Source organism: Pseudomonas sp. XP2, assembly GCF_053557975.1.
This window is the reverse complement of the sequence record NZ_JBNRIK010000028.1, coordinates 19,637-31,533: the sequence shown is the minus strand read 5'-3', so window position 1 is coordinate 31,533 and position 11,897 is coordinate 19,637. Positions and strand designations below refer to the sequence as shown.

At 60.6% G+C, this 11,897-nt stretch carries 10 protein-coding genes; 1 reads left to right on the top strand and 9 read right to left on the bottom strand.

The window, feature by feature from the left end:
- Positions 1-301: 301 nt before the first annotated feature.
- From msrQ to mrcB, 9 genes are all read right to left on the bottom strand, one after another.
- The gene (gene msrQ / locus ACK1VC_RS23670) at positions 302-913 is read right to left on the bottom strand and encodes a protein-methionine-sulfoxide reductase heme-binding subunit MsrQ (RefSeq protein ID WP_191086983.1); all 612 of its coding nucleotides are present in this window, start codon (positions 911-913) and stop codon (positions 302-304) included.
- Entirely contained in the window at positions 913-1,926 is a 1,014-nt protein-coding gene (gene msrP, locus ACK1VC_RS23665) for a protein-methionine-sulfoxide reductase catalytic subunit MsrP (RefSeq protein WP_095117288.1), read from the bottom strand. Before msrP ends, msrQ begins: the two co-directional genes overlap by 1 nt.
- Positions 1,927-2,005: 79 nt before the next feature.
- Positions 2,006-2,857, bottom strand: a complete 852-nt coding sequence (gene pssA / locus ACK1VC_RS23660) for a CDP-diacylglycerol--serine O-phosphatidyltransferase (RefSeq protein WP_003250045.1) — start codon at positions 2,855-2,857, stop codon at positions 2,006-2,008.
- Positions 2,858-3,007: 150 nt separating this feature from the next.
- A complete protein-coding gene (gene ilvC, locus ACK1VC_RS23655) occupies positions 3,008-4,024 on the bottom strand; it encodes a ketol-acid reductoisomerase (protein WP_003250043.1) in 1,017 nt (338 codons plus the stop codon).
- A gap of 54 nt (positions 4,025-4,078) precedes the next feature.
- Entirely contained in the window at positions 4,079-4,570 is a 492-nt protein-coding gene (gene ilvN, locus ACK1VC_RS23650; RefSeq protein ID WP_003250040.1) for an acetolactate synthase small subunit, read from the bottom strand.
- A gap of 1 nt (position 4,571) precedes the next feature.
- A complete protein-coding gene (locus ACK1VC_RS23645; protein ID WP_031311555.1) occupies positions 4,572-6,296 on the bottom strand; it encodes an acetolactate synthase 3 large subunit in 1,725 nt (574 codons plus the stop codon).
- Positions 6,297-6,706: 410 nt separating this feature from the next.
- On the bottom strand, positions 6,707-7,039 hold the full coding sequence (locus ACK1VC_RS23640; protein WP_016489137.1) for a YqcC family protein: 333 nt from the start codon (positions 7,037-7,039) through the stop codon (positions 6,707-6,709).
- Entirely contained in the window at positions 7,039-7,842 is an 804-nt protein-coding gene (locus ACK1VC_RS23635) for a tetratricopeptide repeat protein (RefSeq protein ID WP_016489138.1), read from the bottom strand. The genes ACK1VC_RS23640 and ACK1VC_RS23635 overlap by 1 nt, the downstream gene beginning before the upstream one ends.
- Before the next feature lie 15 nt (positions 7,843-7,857).
- Positions 7,858-10,179 carry a penicillin-binding protein 1B gene (gene mrcB, locus ACK1VC_RS23630; RefSeq protein ID WP_016489139.1) on the bottom strand — a complete coding sequence of 774 codons (2,322 nt, stop codon included), beginning with the start codon at positions 10,177-10,179 and terminating at the stop codon, positions 7,858-7,860.
- 114 nt (positions 10,180-10,293) lie between these two features.
- On the opposite strand from mrcB, the gene ACK1VC_RS23625 reads away from it, so the two are divergent.
- Positions 10,294-11,856 (top strand): bifunctional aminoglycoside phosphotransferase/ATP-binding protein, encoded by a 1,563-nt coding sequence (locus ACK1VC_RS23625; protein WP_070086835.1) that lies wholly within the window; start codon positions 10,294-10,296, stop codon positions 11,854-11,856.
- Positions 11,857-11,897: the final 41 nt, after the last annotated feature.

Genomic DNA, 11,897 nt, shown 5'->3' with positions numbered 1-11,897 from the left:
AGGCCGCTCCCACATTTGTTTCGGGCCAGTTACTCCTGCCTCTTCCGCACTCGCACCCTGGGTGTATGGCTGGAGATTGCAGTGAAGGGGCGGCGCAACCTTCAATATTGAAGGGAACAAACAAGGGGGCGCGCGCCAATGGCACAGGCTGGACTGGCCCGAAACAAATGTGGGAGCGGCCTTGCGTCGCGATGCGCCGCGCGGGCGGCGCTCGATCTCACAGGCGCCACAAGATCAAAGGCAAGCACCTTTCACAGCCACTACTATCTCGAGACCGACCCTTGGCAGCCCCACCTCACTCTCAAACCGCCCTGCCCTGCTTCCGACCAACCCTCGAAAGCCCCCGCCCAACAGCAGGAATCCGCAGCACCATCAGCACAGCACCAATAAACGCATAGACAGCCCACTCCCGCAGGTCCGAACGCACGATCCACAAAAAGTGCAGCAAGCCCAGCCCAAGAACCAGATACACCAACCTGTGCAGCTTCTTCCACCGCGCCCCCAGCCGCCGCTGGCTATACCGATTCGAGGTAGCCGCCAAGGCCAGCAAGCACAGGAACCCAAGCGCACCCACAATAATGTAGGGCCGCTTACTCAGCTCCACCGCCAACTGCCCCCAATCCAGCCCAAGAATAAAGAACAGGTAACAAAGGATGTGCAGCACTATATAAGCAAACACCCACAACCCCAGCTGCCGACGCACCACGATCCACCCCGACCAGCCCGTCACCTTCTGCAGTGGCGTCATGCTCAAGGACACCAACAGGAAGGTGAGTGCCCCAAGCCCAAGGCGATCCATCATGATCTTCCCGGGGTCAGGCCCCAGCAGGTTCATCGCTGCCTCATATAACCACCACGCCGGGAACAGACATCCCACGACGAAAATAGCCAGGCGAAACCAGGGGTAACGCATCAATAGTTCTTCCGCAGATCGAGCCCGGTATACAGCGACGCCACTTCATCGGCGTAGCCATTAAACATCTGGGTCTCTCGCACATTGGGGCTGAACAACCCGCTGGGCAATCGGCGCTCACGTGCCTGGCTCCAGCGCGGGTGATCGACCGTAGGGTTCACATTGGCATAGAAGCCATACTCATCCGGCGCCAGCCCTTCCCAGGTAGTGCCGGGCTGTTCAGCCACCAAACTGATGCGCACGATCGACTTGATGCTCTTGAAGCCATACTTCCACGGCACCACCAGGCGCAACGGCGCGCCATTCTGGTTCGGCAGTTCGCGGCCATACATGCCTACCGCCAGGATCGCCAAAGGGTGCATTGCCTCGTCCAGGCGAAGCCCCTCTCTATAAGGCCAGTCGATCAGGGCGAACCCCGAACGCTGCCCGGGCATGTGCTGCGGATCCTTCAATGTTTCGAAGCGCACATACCGCGCCTTGGACGTGGGCTCCACCTGCTTGAGCACCTGCGCCAAAGGGAATCCCAACCAAGGGATAACCATCGACCAAGCCTCTACGCAACGCAGCCGATAAATCCGCTCTTCAAGCTGATAAGGCTTGACGAAGTCTTCCAGCGCATAGCGCCCAGGCTTGCCCACCTCACCATCCACCACAACCGACCACGGCTCGGTCTTCAGGCTATCGCCATTGGCTGCCGGGTCACCCTTGTCGGGCCCGAACTCGTAAAAATTGTTGTAATGGGTGGCATCCTTGAACGGCGTGATCGCCTCGTCCTTCACCGTCATCGCCTGCCAGCGCGTGGCAGCGAGCTTGTCGGCGAACCAGGCTGGCGCGGTGCCGGCCTGCACATCGGCATAACGCGAGACTTCTGCAGCCCCAGCCCCGCCTGGCAGGGCGCCCAGCGCCAGACCGGCCAACGAGCCACCCAGCAATGTGCGACGGGAAAGGTAGATGCCTTCTGGCGTGATCTGCGAGGCCTTGCACTCGGAAGACCTGGGAAGCTTGATGAGCATGGGCGGCTCCATAGCACTGGGTAACGGATGTACCAGTATGACTATGGAGCCGGAAGGTTATTCCAGCGTTAAGCGATTTTCACGCTTTGCGCCGGCGCGCCTTCAGCAGGAACTGGATCGGACCAGATGCCGCATAGGCGAGGAAGATCAGCAGCAGGATGCGCGGCGGGTCGCTGAACACGACGGCAAATACCAGCACCACGGCAAGGATGGCCACGAACGGCACGCGCCCCTTGAGGTCCAGCTCCTTGAAGCTGTTGTACTTGATATTGCTGACCATCAGCATGCCGGCAGCCGCTACCAGCAGCGCCACCAGGAACGACAGCTTGGAGCCCTGAATGCCGTAATCGCTGAACGCCCACACGGTACCCGCCACCACCCCTGCGGCAGCCGGGCTGGCCAGGCCGATGAAGTAACGCTTGTCGGCAGTGCCGACCTGGGTATTGAAGCGTGCCAGACGCAACGCGGCACCGGCCACATAAATGAAGGCGACCATCCAGCCGACCTTGCCCATGTCACCCAGCGCCCAGCCAAATGCCAGCAAAGCAGGGGCCACGCCGAAGGCAACCATGTCCGACAGCGAGTCGTACTCGGCACCGAAGGCACTCTGGGTATTGGTCATGCGTGCAACGCGGCCGTCCAGGCCATCGAGCACCATGGCCACGAAGATGGCGATGGCGGCAAAGGCGAAGTACTTGCTCGCCTCGCGCGGGTCACCGGCACTCAGGGCGCTCTGTGCGCTCATCGAGCTGATGATGGAATAGAAGCCGGCAAACAGGTTGGCGGTGGTAAACAGGTTGGGCAGCAGGTAGATGCCGCGGTGGCGCACCTTGCGGCCTTCGGCGTCATGCCCTTCTTCAACGTGCTCATCGACAGGTAGCAGGCTTTCGGCGTCGGAGGGCTTGTTCGGCTCTTCGGGACGTTCGCTCATAAAGGGTACCTTGCAACAGGATGGAAAATGTTCGACACGGGCCCGCGAAACAGGTTCTGACAGCAGGCCACTGGTCTGCTTTATACCAGAAGCGGGCTCCCAGAACGAAAAAACGCGGCCGAAGCCGCGTTTTTCATCTATCGATAAGACTTAGTTCTTGGTCTTGTCGACGATTTTGTTAGCCGAGATCCACGGCATCATCGAGCGCAGTTGCTCGCCGATGATTTCGATACCGTGAGCGGCGTTGTTGCGGCGCTTGGCGGTCATCGATGGGTAGTTGGTAGCACCTTCGGAGATGAACATCTTCGCGTACTCGCCGTCCTGGATGCGCTTCAGAGCGTTGCGCATGGCCTTGCGGGATTCTTCGTTGATGACTTCCGGGCCGGTAACGTACTCACCGTATTCGGCGTTGTTGGAGATCGAGTAGTTCATGTTGGCGATGCCGCCTTCGTACATGAGGTCAACGATCAGCTTCAGTTCGTGCAGGCACTCGAAGTAGGCCATTTCTGGCGCGTAGCCAGCTTCGACCAGGGTTTCGAAACCGGCTTTGACCAGCTCGACGGTACCGCCGCACAGAACGGCCTGCTCACCGAACAGGTCGGTTTCAGTCTCGTCCTTGAAGGTGGTTTCGATGATGCCGGTACGGCCACCACCAACGCCCGAAGCGTAAGACAGGGCGACGTTCTTGGCATTGCCCGAAGCGTCCTGGTAGATAGCGATCAGGTCAGGGATGCCGCCGCCTTTGACGAACTCGGAGCGAACGGTGTGGCCCGGGGCCTTCGGTGCGATCATGATCACGTCGAGGTCGGCACGCGGAACAACCTGGTTGTAGTGGATCGAGAAGCCGTGGGAGAAGGCCAGGGTAGCGCCCTTCTTGATGTTCGGCTCGATCTCGTTCTTGTACAGCGCGCCCTGGAACTCGTCCGGGGTCAGGATCATGACCAGGTCAGCCGCAGCGACAGCGGTTGCAACGTCGGCAACTTTCAGGCCGTGGGCTTCAGCCTTGGCAACGGTAGCCGAACCTTTACGCAGACCGACGGTAACGTCTACACCGGAGTCCTTCAGGTTGCACGCTTGAGCGTGGCCCTGGGAGCCGTAACCGATGATGGCGACTTTCTTGCCCTGGATGATGGAAAGGTCGCAGTCTTTATCGTAGAAAACTTTCATGAAATACCCCTGGTTATATCTCGGCCCCTGCGGAGCCATCGCTAATTTTTGAATTTAGATGCTGAGCACTTTGTCGCCACGGGCAATGCCGGTAACGCCGCTGCGCACGGTTTCGAGAATCGATGCAGTGCCGATCGCCTGGATGAAGCTGTCCAGTTTGTCACTGGTGCCGCTCAGCTGCACGGTGTACACGCTGGCGGTCACGTCGACAATCTGGCCACGGAAGATATCCGTGGTGCGCTTGATCTCGGCGCGCTGGGCACCGGTGGCCTTGACCTTGACCAGCATCAGTTCGCGCTCGATATGAGCGCTTTCCGACAGGTCGACAAGCTTGACCACTTCGACCAGCTTGTTCAGGTTCTTGGTGATCTGTTCGATCACTTCGTCATGGCCAACGGTGGTCAGCGTCAGACGCGACAGGGTCGGGTCTTCGGTCGGCGCCACGGTCAGGCTTTCAATGTTGTAGTTGCGCTGGGAGAACAGGCCGACCACACGGGACAACGCACCTGGTTCGTTTTCCAGCAGCAGGGAAATGATGTGCCGCATATCAGGTACGCTCCGTCTTGCTCAGCCACATGTCACGCATCGAGCCATCCTTGATCTGCATCGGATAGACGTGCTCGCTGCGGTCAACCGCGATGTCGATGAACACCAGGCGGTCCTTCATCGCAAACGCTTCTTCCAGCTTCGGCTTGAGGTCCTTCAGGCTGGTGATGCGGATACCCACATGGCCATAGGCCTCGGCCAGCTTGATGAAGTCAGGCAGCGACTCGACGTACGAGTGCGAGTGACGACCGTTGTAGGCCATGTCCTGCCACTGGCGGACCATGCCCAGCACACCGTTGTTCAGGTTGACAATTTTCACCGGCAGGCCGTACTGCATGCAGGTGGACAGCTCCTGGATGTTCATCTGGATGCTGCCTTCGCCGGTCACGCAGGCAACGTCCTGGTCCGGGAAGTTGAGCTTCACGCCCATCGCCGCCGGGAAGCCGAAGCCCATGGTGCCCAGGCCACCGGAGTTGATCCAGCGGTTCGGCTTGTTGAAGCGGTAGTACTGCGCCGCAAACATCTGGTGCTGGCCCACGTCGGAGGTCACAAAGGCATCGCCATTGGTCACTTCGCACAGGGTCTCGATGACTTTCTGCGGTTTGATGACGTTGCCATCGCCCTTGTCGTAAGGGAACAGCTCGCCATCGCCACGCCATTCGTCAATCTGCTTCCACCAGGCATCCAGCGCCGCCTTGTCAGGCTGCTCGCCGATTTCCTTGAGGATGCCGAGCATTTCGCTGAGCACGCTGTCGACCGGACCAACGATTGGCACGTCGGCTTTGATCATCTTGGAGATCGACGCCGGGTCGATGTCGATGTGGATGATCTTGGCGTTCGGGCAGAACTTGGCCGGGCCGTTGACCACACGGTCGTCAAAGCGTGCGCCCACAGCGAGGATCACGTCGGCATTGTGCATGGCCATGTTGGCGGTGTAGCTGCCGTGCATGCCAAGCATGCCGAGGAACTGGCGGTCAGTACCCGGGAAGCCACCCAGCCCCATCAGGGTGTTGGTGACCGGCAGGTTCAGCGACTTGGCGATTTCGGTCAGGGCTTCGGAGCCACCGCCCAGAATCACGCCACCACCGGAGTAGACGATCGGGCGCTTGGCAGCCAGGAGCATCTCGGCAGCCTTGCGGATCTGGCCAGAATGGCCACGGACCGCCGGGCTGTAGGAACGCAGCTTGACCTTTTTCGGATAGACGTATTCGAACTTCTCGGCCGGGTTGGTCATATCTTTTGGAATGTCGACCACGACCGGACCTGGGCGACCGGATTGCGCCAGGTAGAAAGCTTTCTTGAGGACTTCAGGGATCTCGGTCGGGTTCTTGATCATGAAGCTGTGCTTCACGATCGGCCGCGAGATACCAATCATGTCGGTTTCCTGGAAGGCATCGGTACCCACCATGGTGCTAGGCACCTGGCCGGACAGGATGACCATCGGAATCGAATCCATGTAGGCGGTGGCAATGCCGGTAATGGCATTGGTCGCGCCCGGGCCGGAGGTTACCAGCACCACACCGGCCTTGCCGGTGGCGCGGGCATAGCCGTCCGCCATATGGGTTGCCGCCTGCTCGTGACGAACCAGGATGTGTTCCACTTCCGGTTCTTTGAACAGCGCGTCGTAAACATGCAGGAGAGCACCACCAGGGTACCCGTAGATGTGCTTAACGCCTTCGTCACGCAAAAAGCGGACGACCATCTCAGCGCCAGATAAAAGCTCCACGTTGTTCACCTCTAAAACGCCAGAATACCGTCCCTAGTGGACGGGTCTTAATAGGTTTACTGCCAAGCAGAGCATGAGCGAAAACGTCAGCACTGACTGAGCAAGTATTGGGAGCACCCCAGAGTGTTGCGGGGTTTTCCCACCCAGCGCGAGGTAACGCGTTGCGGGGTGTAACAGGTCGGCGCGGGTGTGCACCTCATGATCTGCCTAGCGGGTCTGCTTCTGGCAGTCCCTCTACAGCGGAAGTTGGATTCTTGTGATTCGGCGCCAACATGTCAAGAAAAATTATTGCCAATTTTTCCCCAAGATGAATTCCTGCCACCACTAAAAATCGCTTCAGCAGCAGAATAAATAAGATTTCCACAAAAAAGGGCCACAATCTGCGGCCCTTGAAGGAAAAACTGAAGAAATCAGGCGGAAGGAGCGATCAATTGGTCAAATGCTGCCAACAGTCGGCGCAGCTCACGACTTTGCTCCGGCCGGTCGGTAAACACGGTCTCGGCCATGACCAGGATGCTGGAGGCGTTGGGCAGGGGATGGCCCAGCTCGATGATGATCTTCATGCGCGGCAGGAAAATCCATTGCAGCCACTGCTCGAAACTGAGGGTATCGACAGCGAACGGCACAGTACTGGCCAATGCCTCGTCGCTGGGTGGCTCGTCATCCCACCACCCCTGCACCACCAGTTCACGTTCGATCAGCAACAGGTGGTCGGCAATATCCAGAATACGTTGCTCGATCATCACGAATTGACCCGTGCCTTCTGCCGGGCCAGTGCTGCGCCAGCACTGTCACCTTGCTTTTCACGGGCCTGGGCGATGGTGTTCCATAGCTCGGCCTGCAGGCTTGGCCGGCCGTTGGCGTAAGTCAGGGCGCGACGCGCCAACTGTTCGGCCTGGGCGGCATCACCCTGCGACAGGCGTACCTGGGCCAGGCGGTACAGCACTTGCGGCTCGCGCGGGGCAATGCGCTGGGCACGCTCAAGGCTCGAAGCAGCGCCGTTGAAGTCACCACTGCCCTGCTGGGTCTGCGCGGTGGTCAACAGGGCCAGCACCGGGCCATCTAGCTGCTCGTCGGCCGACAGACCACCGGCAGCGGTGCTGCTGCGCGGAATACCGGTTGGCGCGCTGGTGCTTGCCGGGGCGCTGTTCATGGCCGCGATGTCGAACGGCTCGTCGGCGATCGGGTTCGGGTTTGTGGTCATCGGCGCCGAACTGACCGGGCCCGGGGTAATCGGGCCAGGCGTGATAGGCGAGGTGCTGATCGGTGCCGCGCCATTGGCAGCCGGGAACGTCTGGATACCTGAAGCGCCAGCGCCCTGCGGAATCATCACGGTAACACCGGAGTCTTCGGGCAGCGTCTGCGCTTGCGCGGTGCCCGTGTTATAGCCACCCGCCGAGCGGTTAGCCGTCACGCGCTCGCTGTTGGACACGCGGGTGCTCGAATCGACCACCGGTATATTGCCGCGCGGGACGCTTGAGCACCCCTGGAGCACAGCCAACGCCGTCACGGCAGGAAACAGCCACTTGTTCACGTCACACCTCATCAATGCAGCCTGTGCTTAATTCATCCAGCCTTTGACCCAGTCCATGACCGACTCGGCAGGATTCTGCTCGCCGCCACAGGTCGCACCGGCGGGCGGTTCACTCCCGCGAATATACGGCATCTGCACCGCTCCCGGACAGCTGGCATCAGACCCATGGCCAGTGTAAGGGTCGATCCAGGCCTGCACCACGTTGTCCGGTTGCGGCATGTCCAGCGGCAGCGGGTCGGCCTTTTTCATGAAACTGGTCCATACCTGCAGGGCACCGGTGGCACCGGTAAAGGGTGTTTTGCCGTTATCGTCACGGCCCATCCACACCACGGCCAGCAGGTCCTGGCTGAAGCCGGAGAACCAGCTGTCGCGCGAGTCGTTACTGGTACCGGTCTTGCCCGCCAGGGTCAGCGAGCGCGGCAAGGTGTTGTACACCGAGCGCCCGGTACCTTCGCGCATGACCCGCTGCATGGCGTTCTGCACCAGGTAGATGGCGCCCGGGTCGAAGGTTTGCTGGATCTGGAACGGGTAGCGCTTGAGCGGCTCGCCTTCGGCAGTCAACACGCTGCGGATACCGCGCATCGGGGTGTTGAAACCGCCGTTGGCGATGGTCTGGTACATGGTTGCAACCTGCATCGGCGACATGCCACCAGCACCCAGCAGCATGGCCGGGAAGGCTGGCCAGTCGACATTTACCCCTAGCCGGCCAATGGTCTTGATCACATTGGGCACGCCCACTTCCAGGCCAAGCTTGGCAGTCGAAAGGTTGTACGAGTTGGCAAGCCCCTGATACAGATAGATGGTGCCATGCGGTCGACGGTCGTAGTTTTGTGGGCGCCAGACCTGACCATCGGCACCCTTGACCGAAAATGGCTCATCCTGCACCCAGCTGGTCAGGGTGTACTTGCTCGGCTGCTCCAGCGCAGTCAGGTACACCGACGGTTTTACCAGCGAGCCGATCGGCCGCACAGCATCAATGGCCCGGTTGAAACCGGCGAAGCCTGCCAGGCGGCTGCCGATCAGCGCCTGTACCTCACCGGTTTCCGGGTTGGTCACGACCATTGCCGATTCCACCTCGTCAGCACCCTTGCGCCCCGACAGGCGCTTGAAGGTCTCGCTCATCGAAGTTTCGGCCTTCATCTGCAGGATCGGGTCGAAGCTGGTGAAAATACGCAGGCCTTCTTCAGTCAAGTCTTCGTCGCGGTAGTCCTGGCGCAGTTGACGCTTGACCAGGTCGAGGAAGGCCGGGAACGAGCTGTCAGCCAGGCTGCCGCGCTTGGTCACGCCCAGCGGCATCTTCTTCGCTGCATCAACTTCCGCCTGGCTGGCCACGCCTTGCTCGGCCACCAGGTCGAGCACCAGGTTGCGGCGAGCCAGGGCACGGTCAGGGTAACGCCGCGGGTTGTAGTAGGACGGGCCTTTGACCATGCCTACCAGCAGGGCGATCTGGTGCAGTTTCAGCTCAGACAGCGGTTGGCTGAAGAAGAACTGGCTGGCCAGACCGAAACCGTGAACTGCACGTTGGCCATCCTGACCGACGAACACCTCGTTGAGGTAGGCCTCGAGAATCTCGCGCTTGTCGTAATGCAGCTCAAGCAGCATCGCCATCATTGCCTCGGTCAGCTTTCGGCTGAGGCTGCGCTCACTGCTGAGGTAGAAGTTCTTCACCAGCTGTTGGGTCAGGGTACTGCCCCCCTGGCGCATGGACCCCGACGATGTGTTGACCCACATTGCCCGGGCGATGGACTTGGGCGACACGCCGTAGTGGCTGTAGAAGTCGCGGTCTTCGGTCGCTACCAGTGTTTCGAGCAGGTACTTGGGTACCTGATCGATCTTGATCAGGATGCGGTCTTCGAGGTTCTTCGGGTAGATGCCGCCGATCATCAGCGGCTCCAGCCGCACCACGTCGAGCGCCTTGCCGTTGGCCGCAGAAAGGCCCGCCACGTAATCGCCGGAGAAGCGCACGCGCACGAACTGCGCCGGTTCCATCCCCTCGTAGAACTGGAAGCCACGGGTGTTGAGGTCGACGGTATTGCCGTTGACGGCCGCCGCACCTGGGCCGTTGGCCGCGCTCTCACGCCGGTAGCCGAGCGCATCGAGTTCGGTAAGGAAGTCGTTTTTGCTCAGTTTTTGACCAGTAAAGAGCTCCAGCGGCCGGGCATACACCTTGGCCGGGATGGTCCAGCGCTTGCCGGAGAACTTCTCCTGCACGACAGCATCGAGGTAAACCGCGAAGCCGGCAACGATCACCAGGCCTACCAGGCTGAGCTTCAAAGCCCAGCCCAGCCAGGCGCGAGAACGGCTGGTCGAGGGTTTCTGAGGGGTACGAGGATTTCGAGATCGGGTCATGGCGGCGGATTATACGCACTTTATAAAGGCTGGGCAGACGGCCCAGCGGTAGGCAGGGACGGCACCATTGACCATAATGGCGCATTCGAATTCCCTGCCCCGGAAGGATTTGCCGTGAGCCAAGCTCTTATCACTGCGTTGCAGAACCCCGCCCTGTACCCTCACCCCGTGGATGGGTTCCAGCTCATCGAGACGCATATCTCCTGGGTGCTGCTCACCGGCGAGTACGCCTACAAGATCAAGAAACCGATGAACTTCGGCTTCCTCGATTTCACCGAACTGGGTCAGCGCCAGCATTTCTGTAACGAAGAGTTGCGCCTGAACCAGCGCATGACCGATGGCCTGTACCTGGAGGTATTGGCGGTGACCGGTAGTGTCGAAGCGCCGCAGATCGGTGGCGACGGCGAGGCCATCGAATACGCGCTGAAGATGCGCCAGTTCCCTCAGGGGCAGATGCTCAGCACCCTGCAGGCCAATGGTGAACTGAATGCCGCGCACATTGACCAGATGGCCCGGCAAATTGCCGAGTTTCACCTGCAGACCCCCAAGGTATCTGCCGAGCAGCCCTACGGTTCGCCTGAAAGCGTCATGGCCCCGGTCGAGCAGAACTTCGAGCAGATCCGCCCATTCCTCAGCGACAAGGCCGACCTGCTGCAACTGGACAACCTGCAGGCGTGGGCGCGGAGCAGTTTCGAGCGGCTGCAAGGCCTGTTCGCCTCGCGCAAGGCCAATGGCTTTACCCGCGAGTGTCATGGCGACATCCACCTGGGCAACGCGACCCTGATCAACGGCCAGGTGGTGATCTTCGACTGCATCGAGTTCAACGAACCGTTCCGCATGACCGATGTCTGGGCCGACACCGGCTTCCTCGCCATGGACCTGGAAGATCGCGGCCTCAAGTGCCTGGCACGACGTTTCATCAGTCAGTACCTGGAGCTGACCGGCGATTATGAAGGCCTGGAGGTGCTCAACTTCTACAAAGCCTATCGCGCCCTGGTACGGGCCAAGGTCGCGCTGTTCAGCATGCCGGCCAATGCCGATGGCGTGCAGCGGGCCACTACCCTGCGCACCTACCGCAACTACGCCAACCTGGCGGAAAGCTACAGCGCCATCCCTTCGCGGCTGCTGGCCATCACCCATGGTGTCTCGGCAGTGGGCAAGAGCCACGTGGCAATGCGCCTGGTCGAGGCCTTGGGCGCCATTCGCGTGCGCTCCGACGTCGAGCGCAAGCGCCTGTTCGGCGATCAGCCGCACGACCACGCCGGCCAACTCACTGCAGGCATTTATGACCCGGATGCCAGTGCCGCCACCTACCAACGTTTGCATGAAGTGGCAGCCACCGTTTTGCGCGCCGGCTTCCCGGTGGTGCTGGATGCCACCTACCTCAAGCGTGAACAGCGCCAGGCTGCTGCAGACGTCGCCAGCCAGACCGGTGTGCCGTTCCTGATCCTCGACTGCCACGCACCCGAGGCCGTCATCGCCAGCTGGCTGGAGCAGCGTCAGGCCGAAAACACCGACCCCTCCGATGCCACCCTGGATGTGGTCAAGGCCCAGCAGGCGAGCCGTGAAGCGTTGGATGCGCAGGAGCTGGTGCAGAGCACACGGGTCGATACCCAGGATGCTGGCAGCATGGACCAGGTGATCGAGCAGATTCGCCAGCGGTTGCCAGGCCTGTAAGTTCGCCGTTTTCCTGTACCGGCCCTATCGCCGGGGAACCA

Excerpts from the sequence above, each read along its gene's own strand:
- msrQ (WP_191086983.1), bottom strand. The coding sequence starts at position 913 with ATGCGTTACCCCTGGTTTCGCCTGGCTATTTTCGTCGTGGGATGTCTG.
- msrP (WP_095117288.1), bottom strand. The coding sequence starts at position 1,926 with ATGCTCATCAAGCTTCCCAGGTCTTCCGAGTGCAAGGCCTCGCAGATC.
- mrcB (WP_016489139.1), bottom strand. The coding sequence starts at position 10,179 with ATGACCCGATCTCGAAATCCTCGTACCCCTCAGAAACCCTCGACCAGC.
- ilvN (WP_003250040.1), bottom strand. The coding sequence starts at position 4,570 with ATGCGGCACATCATTTCCCTGCTGCTGGAAAACGAACCAGGTGCGTTG.
- pssA (WP_003250045.1), bottom strand. The coding sequence starts at position 2,857 with ATGAGCGAACGTCCCGAAGAGCCGAACAAGCCCTCCGACGCCGAAAGC.
- ilvC (WP_003250043.1), bottom strand. The coding sequence starts at position 4,024 with ATGAAAGTTTTCTACGATAAAGACTGCGACCTTTCCATCATCCAGGGC.
- ACK1VC_RS23640 (WP_016489137.1), bottom strand. The coding sequence starts at position 7,039 with ATGATCGAGCAACGTATTCTGGATATTGCCGACCACCTGTTGCTGATC.
- ACK1VC_RS23635 (WP_016489138.1), bottom strand. The coding sequence starts at position 7,842 with ATGAGGTGTGACGTGAACAAGTGGCTGTTTCCTGCCGTGACGGCGTTG.